The organism is Pelomonas parva (assembly GCF_043555835.1).
Lineage (GTDB): Bacteria > Pseudomonadota > Gammaproteobacteria > Burkholderiales > Burkholderiaceae_C > Pelomonas > Pelomonas parva.
Genome location: NZ_JBIGHV010000005.1, coordinates 429,958 through 448,635, shown reverse-complemented (window position 1 = coordinate 448,635; position 18,678 = coordinate 429,958). Strand labels below are relative to the sequence as shown.

The 18,678-nt window shown below is 69.2% G+C and carries 19 protein-coding genes; 13 read left to right on the top strand and 6 right to left on the bottom strand.

Annotation, left to right across the window (positions count from 1 at the left end):
• Nucleotides 1-16: 16 nt before the first annotated feature.
• Entirely contained in the window at nucleotides 17-1,555 is a 1,539-nt protein-coding gene (gene ubiD, locus ACG00Y_RS15865; RefSeq protein WP_394480442.1) for a 4-hydroxy-3-polyprenylbenzoate decarboxylase, read from the top strand.
• Nucleotides 1,556-1,719: 164 nt separating this feature from the next.
• Here the strand turns inward: ubiD and ACG00Y_RS15860 are convergent, their stop codons facing one another.
• Nucleotides 1,720-2,511 carry a YdcF family protein gene (locus ACG00Y_RS15860; protein WP_394480440.1) on the bottom strand — a complete coding sequence of 264 codons (792 nt, stop codon included), beginning with the start codon at nucleotides 2,509-2,511 and terminating at the stop codon, nucleotides 1,720-1,722.
• A 40-nt stretch (nucleotides 2,512-2,551) separates the two neighbouring features.
• Here ACG00Y_RS15860 and ACG00Y_RS15855 point away from each other — a divergent pair, with 40 nt between their 5' ends.
• From ACG00Y_RS15855 to ACG00Y_RS15835, 5 genes are read left to right on the top strand one after another with little or no spacing between them, the layout of a single operon-like run.
• Nucleotides 2,552-6,001, top strand: coding sequence for a DUF748 domain-containing protein (locus ACG00Y_RS15855; protein WP_394480438.1), 3,450 nt, complete (start codon nucleotides 2,552-2,554; stop codon nucleotides 5,999-6,001).
• A 10-nt stretch (nucleotides 6,002-6,011) separates the two neighbouring features.
• Complete coding sequence (gene msrA / locus ACG00Y_RS15850; protein WP_394480436.1) at nucleotides 6,012-6,548, top strand: peptide-methionine (S)-S-oxide reductase MsrA; 537 nt, start codon at nucleotides 6,012-6,014, stop codon at nucleotides 6,546-6,548.
• On the top strand, nucleotides 6,548-7,267 hold the full coding sequence (locus ACG00Y_RS15845) for an ABC transporter ATP-binding protein (protein WP_394480435.1): 720 nt from the start codon (nucleotides 6,548-6,550) through the stop codon (nucleotides 7,265-7,267). Before msrA ends, ACG00Y_RS15845 begins: the two co-directional genes overlap by 1 nt.
• Nucleotides 7,264-8,451, top strand: a complete 1,188-nt coding sequence (locus ACG00Y_RS15840) for an ABC transporter permease (protein WP_394480433.1) — start codon at nucleotides 7,264-7,266, stop codon at nucleotides 8,449-8,451. Before ACG00Y_RS15845 ends, ACG00Y_RS15840 begins: the two co-directional genes overlap by 4 nt.
• A gap of 13 nt (nucleotides 8,452-8,464) precedes the next feature.
• Nucleotides 8,465-8,950, top strand: coding sequence for a DUF3299 domain-containing protein (locus ACG00Y_RS15835; RefSeq protein ID WP_394480432.1), 486 nt, complete (start codon nucleotides 8,465-8,467; stop codon nucleotides 8,948-8,950).
• A 50-nt stretch (nucleotides 8,951-9,000) separates the two neighbouring features.
• Here ACG00Y_RS15835 and pdxH read toward each other — a convergent pair whose 3' ends face one another.
• Nucleotides 9,001-9,636: a pyridoxamine 5'-phosphate oxidase gene (gene pdxH, locus ACG00Y_RS15830; RefSeq protein WP_394480430.1), complete on the bottom strand. Its 636-nt coding sequence runs from the start codon at nucleotides 9,634-9,636 to the stop codon at nucleotides 9,001-9,003.
• Between the two features lie 108 nt (nucleotides 9,637-9,744).
• On the opposite strand from pdxH, the gene ACG00Y_RS15825 reads away from it, so the two are divergent.
• On the top strand, nucleotides 9,745-10,350 hold the full coding sequence (locus tag ACG00Y_RS15825) for a nucleotidyltransferase family protein (RefSeq protein ID WP_394480428.1): 606 nt from the start codon (nucleotides 9,745-9,747) through the stop codon (nucleotides 10,348-10,350).
• Nucleotide 10,351: 1 nt separating this feature from the next.
• Here the strand turns inward: ACG00Y_RS15825 and ACG00Y_RS15820 are convergent, their stop codons facing one another.
• Nucleotides 10,352-10,975 (bottom strand): gamma-glutamylcyclotransferase, encoded by a 624-nt coding sequence (locus ACG00Y_RS15820; RefSeq protein WP_394480426.1) that lies wholly within the window; start codon nucleotides 10,973-10,975, stop codon nucleotides 10,352-10,354.
• A 119-nt stretch (nucleotides 10,976-11,094) separates the two neighbouring features.
• Here ACG00Y_RS15820 and edd point away from each other — a divergent pair, with 119 nt between their 5' ends.
• Entirely contained in the window at nucleotides 11,095-12,933 is a 1,839-nt protein-coding gene (gene edd / locus ACG00Y_RS15815; protein WP_394480424.1) for a phosphogluconate dehydratase, read from the top strand.
• Nucleotides 12,934-12,944: 11 nt separating this feature from the next.
• Nucleotides 12,945-13,565 carry a bifunctional 4-hydroxy-2-oxoglutarate aldolase/2-dehydro-3-deoxy-phosphogluconate aldolase gene (eda, locus tag ACG00Y_RS15810; RefSeq protein WP_394480422.1) on the top strand — a complete coding sequence of 207 codons (621 nt, stop codon included), beginning with the start codon at nucleotides 12,945-12,947 and terminating at the stop codon, nucleotides 13,563-13,565.
• Nucleotides 13,566-13,573: 8 nt separating this feature from the next.
• On the opposite strand, the gene ACG00Y_RS15805 is transcribed toward eda, so the two are convergent.
• Nucleotides 13,574-13,966: a DUF4902 domain-containing protein gene (locus ACG00Y_RS15805; RefSeq protein WP_394480420.1), complete on the bottom strand. Its 393-nt coding sequence runs from the start codon at nucleotides 13,964-13,966 to the stop codon at nucleotides 13,574-13,576.
• A gap of 99 nt (nucleotides 13,967-14,065) precedes the next feature.
• On the opposite strand from ACG00Y_RS15805, the gene ACG00Y_RS15800 reads away from it, so the two are divergent.
• The 4 genes from ACG00Y_RS15800 to ACG00Y_RS15785 all read left to right on the top strand — a co-directional run bounded on the left by ACG00Y_RS15800 (nucleotide 14,066) and on the right by ACG00Y_RS15785 (nucleotide 16,348).
• Entirely contained in the window at nucleotides 14,066-14,779 is a 714-nt protein-coding gene (locus ACG00Y_RS15800; protein ID WP_394480418.1) for a helix-turn-helix transcriptional regulator, read from the top strand.
• Nucleotides 14,780-14,958: 179 nt separating this feature from the next.
• Complete coding sequence (locus ACG00Y_RS15795; protein ID WP_394480416.1) at nucleotides 14,959-15,330, top strand: hypothetical protein; 372 nt, start codon at nucleotides 14,959-14,961, stop codon at nucleotides 15,328-15,330.
• A 95-nt stretch (nucleotides 15,331-15,425) separates the two neighbouring features.
• A complete protein-coding gene (locus tag ACG00Y_RS15790) occupies nucleotides 15,426-16,073 on the top strand; it encodes a CatA-like O-acetyltransferase (protein WP_394480415.1) in 648 nt (215 codons plus the stop codon).
• A 62-nt stretch (nucleotides 16,074-16,135) separates the two neighbouring features.
• Nucleotides 16,136-16,348: a DUF4287 domain-containing protein gene (locus ACG00Y_RS15785; protein WP_394480414.1), complete on the top strand. Its 213-nt coding sequence runs from the start codon at nucleotides 16,136-16,138 to the stop codon at nucleotides 16,346-16,348.
• Nucleotides 16,349-16,354: 6 nt separating this feature from the next.
• Here the strand turns inward: ACG00Y_RS15785 and xth are convergent, their stop codons facing one another.
• Both xth and ACG00Y_RS15775 read right to left on the bottom strand, forming a co-directional pair.
• Nucleotides 16,355-17,125: an exodeoxyribonuclease III gene (gene xth / locus ACG00Y_RS15780; protein ID WP_394480412.1), complete on the bottom strand. Its 771-nt coding sequence runs from the start codon at nucleotides 17,123-17,125 to the stop codon at nucleotides 16,355-16,357.
• A 14-nt stretch (nucleotides 17,126-17,139) separates the two neighbouring features.
• Entirely contained in the window at nucleotides 17,140-18,561 is a 1,422-nt protein-coding gene (locus tag ACG00Y_RS15775; protein WP_394480411.1) for a dihydrolipoyl dehydrogenase, read from the bottom strand.
• Between the last annotated feature and the right edge of the window lie 117 nt (nucleotides 18,562-18,678).

Below are 18,678 nucleotides of genomic sequence, written 5' to 3'. Positions count from 1 at the left end.
AATACTACTTTCAGTTATGAAATACAGCGACCTGCGGGACTTCATCGCCGGCTTGGAGGGCCTGGGCGAGCTCAAACGCGTGCGTGAAAAAGTCTCGCCCGTGCTGGAGATGACGGCCCTCAGCGACCGCGTGCTGCGGGCCGGCGGACCGGCGCTGTTGTTCGAAGCACCGGCCGGGTTTTCCACCCCCGCCTTGACCAATCTTTTCGGGACAACGCGCCGCGTCGCACTCGGCATGGGCGCTGAGTCTCTGGCCGATTTGCGGGATGTGGGCCGGGTGCTGGCCAGCCTCAAGGAACCCGACCCGCCCAAGGGCTTGAAGGACGCCGGCAAGCTGCTGCAGATGGCCAAGGCTTTGTGGGACATGAAGCCCGCCGTGCAGCGCAAGGCGCCCTGCCAGGAAGAGGTGTTCGAGGGCAGCGACATTGACCTCGGCCGCCTGCCCATCCAGACCTGCTGGCCGGATGACGCAGCCCCCCTGATCACGTGGGGTCTGGTCATCACCCGGGGCCCGACACGCACCCGCCAGAACCTTGGCATCTACCGCCAGCAGCTGATCGGGCCCCGCCAGGTCATCATGAGATGGCTGGCCCACCGAGGTGGCGCGCTGGACTTTCGCGACCATGCGCTGGCCCACCCGGGCGAGCCGTTTCCCATCGCCGTCGCTCTGGGCGCCGACCCGGCCACCATCCTTGGCGCCGTTACGCCGGTGCCCGACAGCCTGTCGGAATACCAGTTCGCTGGCCTGCTGCGCGGCTCGCGCACCGAGCTGGTCAACACCGGGGTCGGCAAGAACCAGCCGTTGCAGGCACCGGCCTCGGCCGAGATCGTGCTCGAAGGCCACATCCCTCCCGCAGCGCCCGGCTTCAGCGGCGTCAGCGAGCGCGGCGTGCCGCTGAAGGAGAAAGGCGGCTACCTGCACGCGCTGGAAGGCCCGTTCGGCGACCACACCGGCTATTACAACGAGCAGGACTGGTTCCCGGTCTTCGAGATCAGCCGCCAGACCCAGCGCAAAAACCCGATCTACCACTCCACCTACACCGGCAAGCCGCCGGACGAGCCCGCCATCCTGGGTGTCGCGCTCAACGAGGTCTTCGTGCCCATCCTGCAGAAGCAGTTCCCGGAGATCGTCGACTTCTACCTGCCGCCCGAGGGCTGCAGCTACCGCATGGCCGTGGTGTCGATCAAAAAGGCCTACCCCGGGCACGCCAAGCGGCTGATGTTCGGCATCTGGAGCTTCCTGCGCCAGTTCATGTACACGAAGTTCATCGTCGTCGTCGACGACGACATCGACACGCGCAACTGGCAGGAGGTGATCTGGGCCATCACCACCCGCATGGACCCGGTGCGCGACACCACGCTGGTGGACAACACGCCCATCGACTACCTCGACTTCGCCTCGCCCGTCAGCGGCCTGGGAGGCAAGATGGGGTTGGACGCCACCAACAAATGGCCCGGCGAAACGACCCGCGAGTGGGGTCGCGGCATCACGCTGCCTCCCGAAGTCACGAAACGGGCCGACGAGCTATTCGGGCAACTCTTCTTGAAGGCCTGATGGCGCTCACCTATTGTTGAGTTGCCTTTTCAGGCAAACCCTCTGGCGCAATCCCTTGCGCGCCAGGAGCCCATCGGCACATCGCCTTTGAGCCCCAAGGTGGCCTAGCCACCCGACCCCGCCCGGCCTCCAAGCCCGGCGGGGTTTCTACTTTTTCGGTCGGTTCAGCGGCCCGCCCACCAGGCGAGCATCTCGTAGGCAAGATAGCGCACCCGCTCGAAGCCACCGGCTGACGGGCACCAGTCGCTGAAGTCGCTCAGTGCATCGACGCGCAGGCCCACCGGCGCTGGCAGGATGCGCATGCCCAGCGGCGCTGCCTCGGCCTCGAAGGACCGCAGCGCCCGCCGCATGTGGGCTTCATGGGTGACCAGCACCACCTGCCTGACGCCGTCCCTGGCCAGCAAGGGCAAGGTATTGGCCGCGTTCTGCCGGGTGTCGCGCGACTGGCTCTCGGCCCAGCGCAAGGGCAGGGCGTAGTCCTCGGCGGCGACGCGGGCAATGATGCTGGCTTCGGACTGCTGCAGCTCCCTGGCCGTCCAGCCGATGCCGCCGGTGAAGGCCAGCGGCCAGCCGCTGCGGCGCGCGGCCCAGACGCCGTAGGCCAGGCGTTCTGCCGTTACTTCTCTGGGCGCGGCTATGCCGAACTCCGGCACCAGTCGGCGCACGCCGCCGCCCAGCACCAGCACGGCACCGTCCTGCTGCCCGCGCAGCGCGGCCAGCTGCGCGGGGCTGAGAACAGCCGGCTGGCCGATGGCGCGGCTCAGCAGTTCGCCCACGGCCTCGGTCGCCGACAGCCAGGTGAGCAGCAAGCCGAAGGCCAGCAGCCAGCCGCCGCCGCGCCGCTGCCGTTTCAGGCGCCAGCCGCCCCAGGCGGACAGCAGCAGCAGCGGTGCCGGCGGCAGGGCTGCCGCCAGCACCAGGGTCTTGAAGCCGGCGTAGTCGAGGGCGATGCTCACGGCCGTCATCATCGCCGACAACAATAATGCGCCCGCCGTGATGACCCTTCCCCGCCTCTCCCTCCGCACCGCCCTCTGGGCGCTGGCCGCGCTGTCGGCGCTGTTCACGCTTGCGCTGCTGGTCGTGACGCTGGCGCTGCCGGGCTGGATCGCCGGCAGCGGCATGGCGCAGGCCAGTCAGGCGCTGGGCCGCAAGGTGAGCGTCGAGCAGGCGCACTTCCAGCCATGGCGGCTGGCCGTCGTGCTGGACGGCCTGCGCATCGACGGCCCGGCAGCCGACCGGCCACCACTGCTGACGCTGGCCCGCGTGGACGCCGCGCTGTCGCTGCGCTCGCTGCTGCACGGCCGCCTCGTCATCGAGTCCGTCTCGCTGACGCGGCCCGAGCTGCGCCTGGCCCGCCTCGCCGACGGCCACTACGACATCGACGACCTGCTGGAACGCTTCACCGCCAAGCCGGCCGCGCCGGATGAGCCCGCACCGGAGTTCGCCGTCTACAACATCGAGCTGACCGACGGCCGTGTGCTCTTCGACGACCGGCCGGTTCAGCGCAAGCACGAGCTGGCGGCGGTGCAGCTGGCGTTGCCGTTCGTCTCGACGCTGGAGTCGCACGTCAAGGTCAAGGTCCAGCCGCAGCTGAGCGGCAAGCTCGACGGTGTCGCCTTCGACAGCCGCGCCGAGGTGCTGCCCTTCGAGGACGACGCCAGCGCGCGGCTGTCGTTCAGGCTGGCCGGGCTGGACCTGGCGCCGCTGGGCGCCTACCTACCGGCCAGCTTGCCGCTGCGCCTGACCGGCGGCCGGCTGGACGTCGACCTGGCGCTGGACTTTGCCGAGCGCCCCAGGCAACCCCCTGGCGTCAAGCTGAGCGGCGCGGTGCAACTGCATGAGCTGGCGTTGACCCAACCCGACGGCAAGCCGCTGTTCAGCCTCAAGCGCCTGAGCCTGCCTCTGGCCGATGCACAGCCGCTGCGCCGCCAGCTCGCGTTCGGGCAGATCCTGCTGGACTCGCCCAGCGTCTGGCTCCGCCCCGTCCGCGCCTCCCGCAGCAGCGGCGGCGGCGCGGCGGCCGCGCCCTGGCAGTTCAGCCTGGCCGGGCTGCAGGTCAACGAGGGTCGCCTCGCCCTGCGCGACCTCGACCTGGAGGCCATCCAGCTCAAGCTCGGCGCCGCCGCCTGGCCGCTGAAGGCGGCCACCCAGCTCGACGCCAGTCTGCGCCTGGGCGACGGCACGCTGACCGCGCAGGCCAGCCTGTCGCCCGAGTCGCTGCTGGCCGAGGCCGAATTGCAGGGGCTGGCGATTGAACGCCTGGCCGCTTGGCTGCCGCTACCTGGCGGTGCCCGGCTCGCGGCCGATGTGTCGACGAAGGCGACGCTGAGCGTGAAGGACCCTCTGGCCGAAGGCGCCGTAGACCGCGCCAAGCTGACGCTGCGCGAGCTGCAGGTCAACGACGCCCGCCTGAGCCTGGCGACCAAGCCGCTGCTGACGCTGGCCAGCGCCCAGCTGGACCAGGCCGAGATAGCCCCCGCCGGCCGCTCGCTGCGCCTGGGCACGCTGAAGCTGGCCGCGCCGCGCGCCCAGCTCGCCCGCGACAGCGAAGGCCGGCTCAACCTGGCCGCGCTGCTGCCCGCCGAGCCCGCCGCATCGGCGCCCGGCCCGACCTGGAAGCTCCAGCTCGCCGGTGTGCAAGTGGAGCGCGGCGCGCTGCGCTGGCGCGACGCCGCCGTGCCGGCCGGCGTGTCGCCCGTTGCGCTGGCCGTCGAGCCGCTGCGCCTGCAAATGGGTCCGCTCAGCTGGCCGGCTGCGGCGCCGCTGCAGGCCCAGCTCACGACCCAGCTCGCCGCGCTGGGCGCCAATGACCAGCCCATCGGGGCCAGCGCGGGCGGCCTGCAGTGGAACGGTCGCATCGGCCTGGCACCGCTGACGGCCAGCGGCACGCTGCAGTCGCAGGCGTTGCCGCTGCAACTTCTCAACGCCTACCTGGACCCGGCCTGGGGCCTGCAACTGCAGCGCGCCGACCTGGGCTTGAAGGCGCAGGTCAACGCGAGCCAGCAGGCAGGCGGGGCCTGGCAGGCCGCGCTGGACGGCGACTTGCGCCTGGGCCCACTCGCGCTGCTGCAGGCACGCGTCGTCGACGGCCAACGGGTCGTCGGTGAAGACCTGCTGAGCTGGCAATCCCTGCAGCTGGACGGCGTCAAGCTCGCACTGACCCCCGGCGCGCCGCCGCGCCTGGACGTGCGCGACGCGCTGCTGGAGGACGCCTACGCCCGCCTCATCGTCAACGAGCAGGGGCGCTTCAACCTGCGCGACATCGGCCCGGCTGAGGCAGCTTCAGCAGCTGCTGCGGCTCCGGCAGCATCGGCGCCGCAGCCTGTGTTGGCCATCGAACGCATCCGCGTCAATCGCGGCCTGGTGGACTTCAACGACCGCTTCGTCAAGCCCAACTACAGCGCCCGCCTGAGCGAGCTGCAAGGCTCGCTGGGCGCCTTCTCGACCGCCGGAGCGGCCATGGCGCCGCTGACCGTGCGCGGCAAGGTCGCCGGCACCGGGCTGCTGGAGATCGACGGCCAGCTCAAGCCTGGCGCGCCGCTGGCGCTGGACGTGCAGGCCAACGCCAGCGACATCGAGCTGGCGCCGCTGTCCGGCTATGCCGCCCGGTACGCGGGTTATGCCATCGACCGCGGCAAGCTGTCCGCCAAGCTGAACTACAAGGTCGAGCCCGGCGGGCAGCTCGTGGCGAGCAACCAGATCATCCTGAACCAGCTGACCTTCGGCGAACGCGTCGACAGCCCCGATGCGACGACGCTGCCGGTGCGCTTCGCCGTCGCGCTGCTGAAGGACGCCAACGGCGTCATCGACATCCAGTTGCCTGTCAGCGGCTCGCTCAGCGACCCCGAGTTCAGCGTCGGCGGGCTGGTCTGGAAGCTGGTGCTGAACCTCATCGGCAAGGCGCTGACGTCGCCGTTCTCGCTGTTCAGCGGCAGCGACTCGGCCGAGGAGGCGCAGATCGCCTTCGCGCCGGCCAGCGCGGAGCCGGCCGCCACCGACAAGCTCGAACGCATCGCCAGGCTGCTCGCCGACAAGCCCGGCGTGCAGCTGACGCTGACCGGCTGGGCGGACTCGGAGACCGAGGTGCCGGCGCTGCGCGAACAGCGTCTGGCTGCGGCGCTCAAGGCCGAGAACGCGGCAACGCCCGAGGCCGCGCTGCAGCGGCTCTATGCGGCCACCAAGCTGCCCAACAAGCCCCGCAACGTGCTGGGCCTGGCCAAGGACCTGCCGCCCGCCCAGATGCGCGGCCTGTTGATGGCCAGCTACGAGGTCGACGACGAGGCCTTGCGCCAGCTCGCCATCGCACGCGCCGTGGCCGTGCGCGACTCGCTGCTGGCCCGTGGCGCGCCGAATGCCCGCGTCTTCCTCGCCGCCCCCAAGCTCTGCAACGGGGCTTGCGCGGCCGACTGGCGCCCCCGTGTCGAACTGTCTCTTGCCGCCCACTGAAAGGTCACCCATGCCCGCAACGAATCTCGAACGCATCACGCTGGCCGGCGGCTGCTTCTGGTGCCTGGAGGCCGTCTACGAACGCGTGCGCGGCGTGCACCGCGTCGAGAGCGGCTACAGCAACGGGCGGGGGCCCGCGCCCACCTACGAGGCCGTCTGCGGCGGCAACACGGGCTATGCCGAGGTCGTGCGGCTGGACTTCGACCCCGCCGAGGTCTCGCTGCGCGAGCTGCTCGAAGTCTTCTTCACCATCCATGACCCGACGACGCTGAACCGCCAGGGCGCCGATGTCGGCACGCAGTACCGTTCGGCCATCTACTGGCACACCGAGGCGCAGCGCCTGCTCGCCGCCGAGGTGTTGAAGGAGGCCGACGACCACCACGGTGGCCGCGTCGTCACCGAGCTGCTGCCCGAGACCGACTACCACCCGGCCGAGGCCTACCACCAGCACTACTACGCCCGCAACCCGGAGCAGGGCTACTGCGCCTTCGTCGTCGCTGGCAAGGTGGACAAGTTCCTGTCCAGCTTCAAGCGCCTCGTGAAGTGATGCTCAGCTGGGGTGGGTTGCGCCATCGCTACGCGGGCGGTGCCGAGATCGAGTACCGCGACTTTGCGCTGCCGGCGGGGCGGCACCTGCTGCTGCGCGGCGCGTCGGGCTCGGGCAAGTCGACGCTGCTGGCGCTGTTGTCGGGCCTGCTGCGCGTGCAGCGGGGCGAGCTGAACGTCGCGGGGACCGACCTGGCGGCCTTGAGTCCGCGTGCGCTGGACGCCTGGCGTGGGGCCAATCTCGGCGTCGTGCCGCAGCGTCTGCATTTGAGTGAAGCGCTGACCGTGGCCGAAAACCTCGCGCTGCCGGCGCTGGCCGCAGGGCAGGGCGCCGACCCGGCGCGTGCGGCTGAACTGATGGCCGCGCTGGACATCGTCGAACTGGCCCACCGCCGGCCGCACCAGCTCAGCGTCGGCCAGGCCCAGCGCGTGGCGCTGGCTCGCGCGCTGATGCGCCGGCCCCGCCTGCTGCTGGCTGACGAGCCCAGCGCCAGCCTGGACGACGAGCACACGCTGCACATGCTGGCCTTGCTGCTGGACGCGGCCGAGCGCGAGGGCTGCACGCTGGTCATCGCCAGCCATGACGGCCGCGTCATCGAGGCGCTGGGTGCGCGGGAGGACGTGGCCGAGGTGGTGCTGCGCGGCGAGTCGCCGGCCGGCCGGTCTGCCATGCCCACGGGCAGCCGCACGACGTACTGGTCGGACGAGGGCACGACATGATCCGCCTCGCCTGGCGCTACCTCTGGTCCAGCCCGCTGACGACCGCGCTCAACCTGCTGCTGCTGACGCTGGGCCTGGCCGCCGTCACCTTCGTGCTGCGCGCCAGCGCCCAGGTCGAGGCCGGGCTGAAGCGCGACCTCGCCGGCATCGACCTTGTCGTCGGCGCCAAGGGCAGCCCGATGCAGATCATGCTGGCCGGCGTCTTCCACCTCGATGCGCCGACCGGCAACATCCCGCTGGCGACGCTGGAGTTGCTGAAGCAGCAGCCGCTCGTCGCACAGGCGGTGCCGCTGTCGCTGGGCGACTCCTTCAATGGCTACCGCATCGCCGGCACGACACCTGAGTACATCGATCTTTACGGCGGCAAGATCTCGCAGGGCGCACGCTGGACGAAGCCCATGCAGGCGGTGCTGGGCGCCGAGGTCGCGCGCACGAGCGGTCTCAAGCTCGGCGACCGGTTTGCCGGCAGCCATGGGCTGGCGGGTGGCGGCGCCCATGGCGAGCACCAGTTCGAGGTCGTCGGCGTGCTGGCCGAGTCGGGCAGCGTGCTGGACCGACTCGTGCTGACCGACCTGGCCTCGGTCTGGGAGGTGCACGGCGACCATCGCGAAGCCCATGACGGTCACGACGACGAGCCTCGGGAGATCACGCTGGCGCTGGTGCGCTACCGCAGCCCGCTGGCAGCAGCGCTGCTGCCGCGCTGGGTCAATGCGCAGGAGGGGCTGCAGGCGGCGGCGCCGGCGCTGGAGACGGCGCGGCTGATGCGGCTGGTGGGCGCCGGCACCGAGGTCCTGCGCGGCTTCGGCATCGTGCTGCTGGCCGCTGCCGGGTTGTCCGTCTGGGTGGCGCTACTGCACGCGGTGCGCGCCCGCCAAGGCGATCTAGCCATGCTGCGCATGCTGGGCGCGCCGGCCCGTCGTGTCGCCACGCTGATCGCGCTGGAGGCGCTGCTGCTGGCCGGCCTGGCCACGCTGCTGGGCCTGGCGGCGGGGCATGGCTTCGTCGCGCTGCTGGAGCGGCTGCTGGCCGAGCGGCAGTCGCTGCGCCTGGGCACGCTGGGCCTGAGTGACGCCGAATGGCTGGTGCCCCTGCTGGCCGCAGGGCTGGCGCTGCTGGCGGCCGCCTGGCCGGCGTGGCGGGCCTATCGTCTGGATGTCACGACCTTGCTGCAAGCTCCGCGCTGAAAATCCCGCCATCATGAAGTTCAAGCCCCTCCTCGCCCTCTGCCTCGTGGCCGCCGCCGCCCTCTCACAGACTCCGCCTCCGCTCGGCCAGGGCCCCGGCTACCACGACCCGCGCAGCCCCTTCAAGCCGCTGCAGGAGCGCGCCGACGTGCTGTCCTGGACACTGCTGTCCCAGGTCACAGCGCGCGCCGAGAAGAAGAAGATCATCCCGACCTTCCCGGCCGCCGTGCAGGCGCTGGACCGCAAGACGGTCAGGGTGCAGGGCTTCATGACGCCGCTGGAGGCGGGCGACCGGCAGCATCACTTCCTGCTGTCCTCGGTGCCGACGAGCTGCTCCTTCTGCGTGCCCGCAGGGCCGGAGGGCATGGTCGAGGTGCGCACGAAGAAGCCGGTGCGCTACACGCTGGAGCCGGTCGTCGTCGAGGGCGTGCTGGCGGTGCTGCACGACGACCCCTACGGCCTGTACTACCGCGTCGAGGACGGCAACGCGGTCAATTAGGGCCTGTTGCCGCTACGGCAGCAGGCCTACCGCCGTAGCGGCAACAGGCCCTAGGGTGCGAGTCTTTCGCGCGCCCATCCATAGGCGTCGAGCCTGAACACCAGCCGGTCATGCAGTCGCGAACGCCGGCCCTGCCAGAACTCGAAGCGCTCCGGCACCAGGCGATAGCCGCCCCAATGCGGCGGGCGTTCGGGGCTCAGCCCATGCTGGACCGCAGCCTTGGCGGCGTTGCTCACCAGCACAGCACGCGAGTTGATGACGCGGCTCTGCGGCGAGGCCCAGGCGCCCAGGCGCGAGTCCAGCGGGCGGCTTTTGAAGTAGTCGTCGGACTCCTGCGCGGACGTCTTCTCGACCCGGCCCTCGATGCGCACGACGCGCTCCATCTCGACCCAGTGGAACTGCAACGCGGCCCACGGATTCACCGCTAACTCCTCACCTTTGCGGCTTTCGTAATTCGTGAACCAGACCATGCCGCGCGCATCGCAGCCCTTCAGCAGCACGACGCGCGTCGACGGCCGGCCGTTGGCGCCCACCGTGGCCAGCGTCATCGCCGTCGGCTCGGACACGTCGTGCGCAATGGCTTCGTCCATCCAGCGGTTGAACAGAAACAGCGGCCCGTCCGCCGCCTCGGCCTCGTCCAGTTCGCCCAGTTCGTAGTTTTTTCGGAAGTCGCTGAGTTTCGTCATAGCCAGAAGTATGCAGACCTTCCCTTAAGTGAACGTCCCAGTTTCAAGCGCAAGGTCACTCGGCATGCTTGTGGCAGTGCAGCAAATGACCGACAGGCCCTCAACATGATGAAGCGACGCCCCGCCGTCGTGGTGCTCGCTGCCGGCCGAGGCTCGCGGTTTCGCGGTGCGGGCCACAAGCTGGAGCAGCCCATCAGCGGCTCGAACGGTGCGGACTCCCTGCTGGCCCGCACGCTGCGCCATGCCATTGCCACGCAGCTGCCCGTCGTCGTCGTGACGACGCCGGCGCTCGCCCCGGCGGTGCACCTGCTGGTCGCGGCGCGCGATGTCGTCACGCTGCCCGAGCGCGATGTGCACGGCCGCCCCCAGCCCATCGGCATGGGGCATTCCATCGTCGCGGGCGTCAGCGCCACGGGTGACGCGGACGGCTGGCTCATCCTGCCGGCCGACATGCCGCTGGTGCGACCCGCCACCATGCTGGCCGTGGCCCAAGGCCTGGAGCGCTACCCGGTCTGCTACGCGCAATACCGCGGCATCCAGGGCCACCCAGTGGGCTTTGGCACCGAGCTGTATTCCGAGCTGATGGCCTTGCAGGGCGACGAAGGCGCGCGGCGCATCGTGGCGCGCTATGCGGCCCAGCCGATTGCCGTCGACGACCCCGGCGTGCATATCGATGTGGACACGGTCGAGGACCTGGCGCGGTTGCGCACCTGAGTCACAGCGGCGCGCAGAGGCCGTGCTGCGCGGCCAGGTGAGCCTGCCGCTCCAGTTCCATGTCGCGGATTCCGTGCTCACGCAAACCCTGGACGGTGCGCAGCAGGTAGTCCAGCGTCGTGCCGTAGCGGCCGCTGGCGTGCTGGAAGATGTGCAGCAACTCGGGCTCATGCAGCGGCCCGGTCCAGTTGGGGCTCTGTCGGGACAGCGTGAACGCCAGCGCCCGCAGCCGGCCCATCGGCGTGTCGCAGTTCAGCCAGCGCGGTTCATAGACGCCATTGGGCATCTCGCGCGCCCACAGCTGCGGCAGTGCCGCCTCGCCGGCGGCGCGGGGGATGCGGTAGACCAGGCCCCGACAGCTGCCACCCGAGATCAGCGCCAGCACCAGCCCCGGCTCCTGCGGCGAGCCGCGGTTCACCCGCGAGCGCATGCGCAGCACGCGGTGAAAGCCCAGCACCTTCGCCGGCAGCGCCTGGGCATACTCGAACTCCGGCCGCCAGATCAGCGAACCGTAGGCGAACAGCAGCAGGTCGTCGCCGCTGGCCCGCCATTCGGCCGTCGTGCGCTGCAGCAGGTGGGCGCTGCGCGCAGGGCCGTGGGGAATGTGGATTGCCGGTAACGCCATCGCCTTCATTTTGTGCTGCCGGTACCCAGGTCGTAACCCGCGCCCCTCCAGGGGCAAGTAATATGGTTACTTAAATTCTCAAGGCCCGGTTACGAGACCGAGGCGCCAGGAGACACCTCATGAATTCCACCCTGATCGAAGTCACCGAGCGTATCCGCGAGCGCAGCGCCAAGCTGCGCGGTGACTATCTTGCCCGCATCGCCCAGTTGGGCAACCGCCAGCGCGGCTTCGAGCGCATGGGCTGCGCCAACGTGGCGCACGCCGTGGCGGCGCTGCCGGCCAATGACAAGCTGCGCATCGTCGCCGAGAAGGCGCCGCATCTGGCCGTCGTCACGTCGTACAACGACATGCTGTCGGCCCACCAGCCCTACGAGGGCTACCCGGCGCAGATCCGCGCCGAGGCCCATCGCCTGGGCGCCACGGTGCAGGTGGCTGGCGGCGTGCCAGCGATGTGCGACGGCGTCACGCAAGGCCTGCCGGGCATGGAGCTGAGCCTGTTCTCGCGCGACACCATCGCGATGGGCACGGCCATCGCGCTGACGCATGACGTCTTCGACGCGGCCCTGCTGCTGGGCATCTGCGACAAGATCGTGCCGGGCCTCTTGATCGGCGCGCTGCACTTCGGTCATCTGCCTTGCGTCTTCGTGCCGGCCGGGCCGATGAGCTCGGGCATCACCAACAGCGAGAAGGCCAAGGTGCGCGAGCTGTACGCGCAGGGCAAGGTCGGCCGCGACGAGCTGCTGAAGAGCGAGTCCGCTGCGTATCACGGCGCCGGCACCTGCACCTTCTACGGCACGGCCAACAGCAACCAGATGCTGCTGGAGGCCATGGGCCTGCACGTGCCGGGCAGCGCCTTCGTGCATCCTCACGACGACCTGCGCACGGCGCTGACGCGCGAGGCCGTCGCCACGGCGCTGAAGATCAGCGGGCGTGGCCCGTTGGCTGCGGGCCAGGCGGCCAAGCCCATCGGGCATGTCGTCGACGAGCGCTGCATCGTCAACGCCATGGCCGCGCTGCTGGCCACCGGCGGCTCCACCAACCACCTCATCCACTGGGTCGCCGTGGCCCGCGCGGCCGGCATCCTGATCGACTGGACGGACTTCTCCGACCTGTCCGGCGTCGTGCCGCTGCTGGCCCGCGTCTACCCCAACGGCAGCGCCGACGTGAACCAGTTCCAGGCCGCTGGCGGCCCGAGCTTCGTCATCCGCGAACTGCTGGACGCCGGCCTCATGCACGAGGACGTGCTCAGCGTCGGCGGCGACAGCCTGCGGCCCTACACCTTCGTGCCGCACGCGGTGGGGCAGGGCGGCGAGGTCGTTCGCCAGGCCTTGCCGGCCGTGAGCAGCGACGACGGCGTCGTGCGCGGGGCCGCTGCGCCCTTCAGCGCCACCGGCGGCTTGAAGCTGCTGGCCGGCAATCTTGGCCGGGCCGTCATCAAGTCTTCGGCCGTGCCGGAGGACCGTCACACCATCGAGGCGCCTTGCCGCGTCTTCACCACGCAGGAAGCCATGCTGGCCGCGTTCAAGAACGGTGAGCTGGAAAAGGACGTCGTCGTCGTCGTGCGCTTCCAGGGTCCGCACGCCAACGGCATGCCCGAGCTGCACAAGCTGACGCCACCGCTGGCCGTGTTGCAGGGCAAGGGCTTCCGCGTCGCGCTGGTCACCGACGGCCGCATGAGCGGTGCCTCGGGCAAGGTGCCCGCGGCCATCCACGTCAGCCCCGAGGCGCTGGCCGGCGGCCCGCTGGCCAAGCTGCGCGACGGTGACGTGGTGCGCGTCTGCGCCGTCAACGGCGTGCTGGCGGCGCTGGTCGACGAGGCCGAATGGGCCGCGCGCGACAACGTCAAGCTCGACCCCAGCGAAGCCGGCGTCAATGCCCATGGTCTGGGCCGCGAACTCTTCGCGGGTCTGCGACGCAATGTGTTGAGCGCCGAAGAGGGCGCGATTACCTGGCTGTGAGAATCACCCCCATGCTTGAAACCCTGAGCCTGGCCAGCTACGGCCCCGTCATCCCCGTCATCGTCATCCAGCGCCTGGAAGACGCCGTGCCCCTCGCCGAAGCCCTGGTGGCCGGCGGCGTGCGTGTGCTCGAAGTGACCCTGCGCACGCCCGTCGCGCTGCAAGCGATGGAAGCCATGGCCAAGGTGCCCGGCGCCATCGTCGGCGCCGGCACGCTGCGCACCCCCGCCGACGTGACCAACGCGAAGAACGCCGGCTGCCAGTTCGGCGTCAGCCCCGGCTACACCGATGCGCTGGCCTCCGCCTGCAAGTCCGAAGGCCTGCCGCTGCTGCCCGGCGTGTCCACCGCGTCGGAGGTCATGCAAGCCAACGCGGCCGGCTTCGGTTTCCTGAAGCTGTTCCCGGCCGTCGCGGTCGGCGGTGTCAACCTGCTGAAGGCCCTGGGTGGCCCGTTCCCGGATGTTGCCTTCTGCCCCACCGGCGGCATCTCGCTGGAGACAGCGCCCGAGTTCCTGAAGTTGGCCAACGTCAAGGTCTGCGGCGGCTCATGGCTGACGCCGCAGGACGCAGTAGACGCCAAGGACTGGGCGCGCATCACCCGGCTGGCGGCCGAGGCCGCCGCCCTGCGCTAACCGCTTGGTCAGGCGGCCAGGCGCATGGTCGCCGACCGCCTGAGTTCGTCCAGCACCGGCCCCTGCCAGGGCAGCAGGTAGACCAGTGTCGCCAGCGTGGTGCGCCGGCGCGACGACAGCACCGGGCGGCCGCGATCGTCCAGCAGCAGCACGTTGGACCGCACATTGAGCGGGTCCGCCTGCACAACCGTGCCTGCGCCCATCTCCACCCAGTCCCACTCCACCCAGGCCGTCGCATCGCCCTGGCGGCGCTCCCAGCGCGTCGTGCCACCCGTGCAGTGGTCGATGGCGCGCGCGCAGCTCACACGCGTCTTCGCGTGGCGGACATCCTGGGCGGCGCTGGACAGCGCGGCGGCAGGCCAGCAGACACTGCCCTCGGGCAGGCGGATCAAGTTCGTCATGAACACACCTCATGGTCGCGATCGGAAAGGTGTGCAGTCTGTGACGACCGTCCATCACCGGACAAGCTGGCAGACTTGGCAGGTATGGTGCGGCCCGAAATGAACTACCAGCAGCTGATCGACGTCGGCCTCAGCGAAGACTTCGCGAGCTTCGAGCGCCGTCTCGTGGCGACGGCGGATGCCATGGGGTTTCCCATCATCTCGGGCATGCTGATGCGTGGCGTGTTGAAGGACAGCACCATGCAGATCACCACCTATGGCAACACACCTGCTGGCCATTTGGAAGCTGCGAATAACAGGGACGACGCCCTCCGTGACCCTGTCGTAGAGCACCTGATGACGCAGACGGTTCCCGTCGTGTACGACCAGTCAACGTACACAGCAGCAGGTGTCGGCGAACTTTGGGAAATGCAGTCGCCGTACGGCTACAAGACGGGCATCGCGGTCAAGCTGCATCTACCGGGCGATAAGCACTTTGTGCTCGGCGTGGATCGCGACGAAGCACTACCTGCAGCAGGTGCGCAATTGATGCAGATGGTCGCCGGTCTGCAGTTGCTCGCAGCCCATGCACTGACTGCGGCGGACCGGCTGCTGAGCCCGAAGCTCAACAAGGGCGACCTGCCCAAGCTAACGAAGCGGGAGCTGGACGTCCTGAGCTGGACGGCGCAGGGCAAGACGGCCTGGGAAGTCAGCGTCATCCTGGGCATGAGCGAGAAGACTGTGAACTTCCATCTCGGCAACTCGATGCGCAAGTTGGGTGTGAGCTCCAAGCATCAGGCGGTGCTGAAGTGCGTCGCGGCAGGGCTACTGTGACCGCGCTTTCGATGCGCAACCTGGAAGGGTTGCTAGGTTTCTAGGGGGGCAAAAACAGGGACAGTTCGGTAAGCGAATTCCAGCCCCGTCCCCCTAAGGAGCCCCCATGAAACTCATCGACCTGATCTACGAAATCCTTGGCGTTCCGCGCTTCGGCAGCTGACCGGCAGACTGACTCTTTGGCCGACATCCACGCTGCGATTGATGTTCCAGGTGACCAGCTCCAGCCAACGAGCTCCGCACCTCAGGGTCATCCCGCGCAGCCACAGCAGCCGGCCCCGACCTCTTCCATTGCCAGCAGTACAGGCACCGTGTCCATATCCGCTGAAACCTATGCCCGCTTGCTGAGCCTTGCCGATCAGGCGCCACTCGAGTGCCTGCCGCTGACGACGCACACCCTGGCGCGCGCCAAAATCCTCGGCTACAACCAGATCGGCCATGTTCGTGGCGCTCCTCCAGCGCTGCTGCTCGCCGACCTGGGAGAGGACCGCACCGACGAGTTGAAGCGTGCGCTGCACGATTTCGGCATGCGCCAACTGGGCAGTGACTGACCAGCCTCTCCGTCCTCATCGAACAACTCCTTCAGCCCGGTCGCCTCTGCGAGCCGGGCTATTTTTTTGCTGCGCCGGCGTGCGAGCATGCGGGGATGCAAGACCGCTACATCCCCCTCGATGCCTGGCCGCGCCGCGCGGCCCTGGAACACTTCCGCGGCATGGCGCAGCCGGCCTTCAGCGTCACCGTGCCGGTGGACGTGACCGGCCTGCGCGATCGCGCCGCCCGCCATGGCGCCACGCCCTGGCTGGCCTACCACCACGCAGCGCTGGAGGCCGCCAATGCCGTCGACGGCATGCGCCAGTCGATGACGGCCGACGGCAGTGGCGTGCGCGAGTTCGGCACCATCCATGCCAGCACGACCGTGCTGCGCGATGACGGCAGCTTCGGATTTCTGACGTTGCCGCGCGATACATCGCTGGCGGCCTTCGCGGCGCGCGCCAAACCGGGCATTGCTCGCGTGCGCAGCGCCAGCGGCGACCTGTTTGCCGCCGACGATCCCGGCGAGGTCCGCGAGGAGACGCTGGTGCACATGACCGCCTTGCCCTGGCTGGCCTTCACGGCCTTTACCCACGCCCGTGGTGTCGGCGACGACCGGCCCAAGGTCGCCTTTGGCAGGTTCAGGGAGGAGGGCGGCCGGCTGCTGATGCCGGTGGCGGTCGACGTGCATCACGCGCTCTGCGACGGTGTGCATGTCGGGCGCTTCTTCGAGCGATTCCAGGCGAATCTCGATGCGATCTGAAGCGCTGTCGAAACTGAGGCGCTTCAATCGTCGTCTGACAGGCAAGCACTGAAAGGACGTCCATGCCCGCCGAAGAGAAAGTCAAAGGCCCTGCCTCCTACTTCCCGTCCATCGAAAAGACCTACGGCCAGCCTATCGCGCATTGGGAGCAGGTCATCGCCAACGCGGGGCCGCTCAAGCACATGGAGTTGGTCACCCACCTGAAGGCGGAGCACCAGATGGGCCATGGCCACGCCAATGCGCTGGTGGCGTGGTGCCTGGCGAAGAAGGGCTGAAGCGGCTCAGCCGTCTATCGTCACGATCACCGGCGCATGGTCGCTGGGCCGCTCGTTCTTGCGCGGCAACTTGTCGATTTCGCAGGCCGTCACGCGGCCTTTCAGCGCCTCGCTGACGAGGATGTGGTCGATGCGCAGCCCCTGGTTCTTGCGGAACGCCAGGTTGCGGTAGTCCCACCAGCTCCAGCTCTTGGCCGGCTGCTCGAACAGGCGGAAGGCGTCGGTCAACCCCAGCGCCAGCAGTTGCTGGAAGTGCTCGCGCTCCTGCGGCGTGCAGTGGATCTGGCCGGCCCAGGCGACCGGGTCGTAGACATCGCGGTCTTCCGGGGCGATGTTGAAGTCGCCCATCAGCACAAGTTGTTCGTGCTGCTTCATCTCCTCCACAAGCCAGCCGCGCAGGCCGTTCAACCAGTTCATCTTGTAGGTGAACTTGTCGCTGTCCGGCGCCTGGCCGTTCGGAAAGTAGCCGCCGATGACGCGCACGCCGCCCACCGTGCCGGCGATGACGCGTGCCTGCTCATCCGCAAAGCCGGTGATGTTCTTGACGACGCCGTCCGCCCGCTCGCGGCTGATCAGCGCGACGCCGTTGTAGGTCTTCTGGCCGAACCACTGCACCTGGTAGCCGGCCTCGCCGATCTCCATGGTGGGGAACTTGTCATCGGTCAGCTTGGTCTCCTGCAGCACCAGCGCGTCGACAGGATGGGCGGCCAGCCAGTCCAGCACCTGGGGCAGGCGCACAGCGAGGGAGTTGACGTTCCAGGTGGCAAACTTTTTCATGACCGGCATCCTACTCAGGCGCCTGCCTCGGCCGAGGTGTCGCAGTCCAGGCAGTGCTCGATGGGCGGGGAGGGCAGGTGCAGGTCGCTCTGCAACTGACGCAGCGCGGTGCGCAGGCCTTCCTCGATGACCGGGTGATAGAAGGGGCAATCGAGCATCTGCTGGACGGTGTCGCCACGCTGCACGCTCCAGGCGAGCAGATGGCCAAGATGCTCGGCGGCCGGGCCGATCATTTCGGCGCCGAGCAGGCGGCCGCTGGCCTGGTCGGCATAGACATGCAGCGCGCCCCGGTTGACCAGCATGACCCGGCTGCGTCCCTGATCGGCAAAGCTGACGCGGCCGGTGTCGAAGGCGGTGCCGGCTGCGGTCAAGTCGGCATGGCTAGCGCCGGCGATGGCGATCTGCGGGTCGCTGAAGGCGACGGCCAATGGCGTCCGCCGCGGCCGGTGATGCACGTGGGGCCAGCGCGCGGCGTTGTCGCCGGCGATGCGGCCTGCGTCCGACGCCTCGTGCAGCAGCGCGTGTTCCTGCGTCGCATCGCCGGCGATGAACAGCGCGCCGCCGCCCCATTGGCCGGTGTGGCGGTCGATCTGCGGGCGGCCGTCGGCATCGTGCGGCAGCTGCAGGGCCTCCAGCCCCATGTCATCGAGGTTGGGCTGGCGGCCGGCGGCGCAGAGCAGGGTGTCGAAGCGCTCGCCGCCGATCAGCACCTGGTCGCCCTCCAGTACCGGGTCCAGCGTCGCGCAATCCAGCGTCATCGGCAGTTCCTCGGCGAACAGGTGCCGGGCCAGCGCCTGCAATTCGGGGTCGGTCACCGGACCGACTCGTGAGCCGCGCGCGAACAGACGCACGCGCACGCCGAGGCGGTGCAGCGCAAGGGCCAGCTCCAGCCCGATGACCCCGGCGCCGACCACCGCCACGGAATGCGGCAGATCGGTCCAGTCGAAGACATCGTCATTGACGATCAACTTGTCTCCCAGGCGCGCACGCCAGCCCGGCGGGATGCGCGGTCGCGAGCCGGTGGCGACGACGACGGCCTTGGCATCGATGCGCTGGCCGTTGACCTCCAGCGTGCGAGCGTCGATGAAGCGGGCCCGGCCATTCAGCCGCGTGTTCTCGGGCCAGCCGTCCACGGTATTCAGCACGAAGCCGACGAACCTGTCCCGCTCGCTACGCACGCGCTGCATGACGGCTTTGCCGTCGATGCGCGGGGCTTCGGCGTTGACTCCGAAGCGATGCGCATCACGCACGGCCTGCGCAGCATCGGCCGCAGCGATGAGCAGCTTGCTCGGCATGCAGCCGACGCGTGCGCAGGTCGTGCCGAACCTGTCTGCCTCGATGAGCAGCACCTGGTCCGTGTGAACGCGGGCGGCACGGTATGCCGCCATACCGGCCGTGCCGCCGCCGATGATGGCCACGTCGCAGGAGAGGCGCATGTTGATTGGTGTGAGCTGTGGGCGGCACAGCATAGCCACCATGAACGGCGGCCCATCACAAAGGCGACAATGTGCATTATGTAAAACTATAGCTTCGGCTGGCTGCGGGCGTGCTGC

Bases quoted from the DNA above. Each gene is read 5' to 3' on its own strand.
- ubiD (WP_394480442.1), top strand. From the start codon at position 17: ATGAAATACAGCGACCTGCGGGACTTCATCGCCGGCTTGGAGGGCCTG.
- ACG00Y_RS15855 (WP_394480438.1), top strand. From the start codon at position 2,552: ATGACCCTTCCCCGCCTCTCCCTCCGCACCGCCCTCTGGGCGCTGGCC.
- msrA (WP_394480436.1), top strand. From the start codon at position 6,012: ATGCCCGCAACGAATCTCGAACGCATCACGCTGGCCGGCGGCTGCTTC.
- ACG00Y_RS15845 (WP_394480435.1), top strand. From the start codon at position 6,548: ATGCTCAGCTGGGGTGGGTTGCGCCATCGCTACGCGGGCGGTGCCGAG.
- ACG00Y_RS15840 (WP_394480433.1), top strand. From the start codon at position 7,264: ATGATCCGCCTCGCCTGGCGCTACCTCTGGTCCAGCCCGCTGACGACC.
- ACG00Y_RS15835 (WP_394480432.1), top strand. From the start codon at position 8,465: ATGAAGTTCAAGCCCCTCCTCGCCCTCTGCCTCGTGGCCGCCGCCGCC.
- pdxH (WP_394480430.1), bottom strand. From the start codon at position 9,636: ATGACGAAACTCAGCGACTTCCGAAAAAACTACGAACTGGGCGAACTG.
- ACG00Y_RS15825 (WP_394480428.1), top strand. From the start codon at position 9,745: ATGAAGCGACGCCCCGCCGTCGTGGTGCTCGCTGCCGGCCGAGGCTCG.
- ACG00Y_RS15820 (WP_394480426.1), bottom strand. From the start codon at position 10,975: ATGGCGTTACCGGCAATCCACATTCCCCACGGCCCTGCGCGCAGCGCC.
- edd (WP_394480424.1), top strand. From the start codon at position 11,095: ATGAATTCCACCCTGATCGAAGTCACCGAGCGTATCCGCGAGCGCAGC.
- eda (WP_394480422.1), top strand. From the start codon at position 12,945: ATGCTTGAAACCCTGAGCCTGGCCAGCTACGGCCCCGTCATCCCCGTC.
- ACG00Y_RS15805 (WP_394480420.1), bottom strand. From the start codon at position 13,966: ATGACGAACTTGATCCGCCTGCCCGAGGGCAGTGTCTGCTGGCCTGCC.
- ACG00Y_RS15800 (WP_394480418.1), top strand. From the start codon at position 14,066: ATGAACTACCAGCAGCTGATCGACGTCGGCCTCAGCGAAGACTTCGCG.
- ACG00Y_RS15790 (WP_394480415.1), top strand. From the start codon at position 15,426: ATGCAAGACCGCTACATCCCCCTCGATGCCTGGCCGCGCCGCGCGGCC.
- ACG00Y_RS15785 (WP_394480414.1), top strand. From the start codon at position 16,136: ATGCCCGCCGAAGAGAAAGTCAAAGGCCCTGCCTCCTACTTCCCGTCC.
- xth (WP_394480412.1), bottom strand. From the start codon at position 17,125: ATGAAAAAGTTTGCCACCTGGAACGTCAACTCCCTCGCTGTGCGCCTG.
- ACG00Y_RS15775 (WP_394480411.1), bottom strand. From the start codon at position 18,561: ATGCGCCTCTCCTGCGACGTGGCCATCATCGGCGGCGGCACGGCCGGT.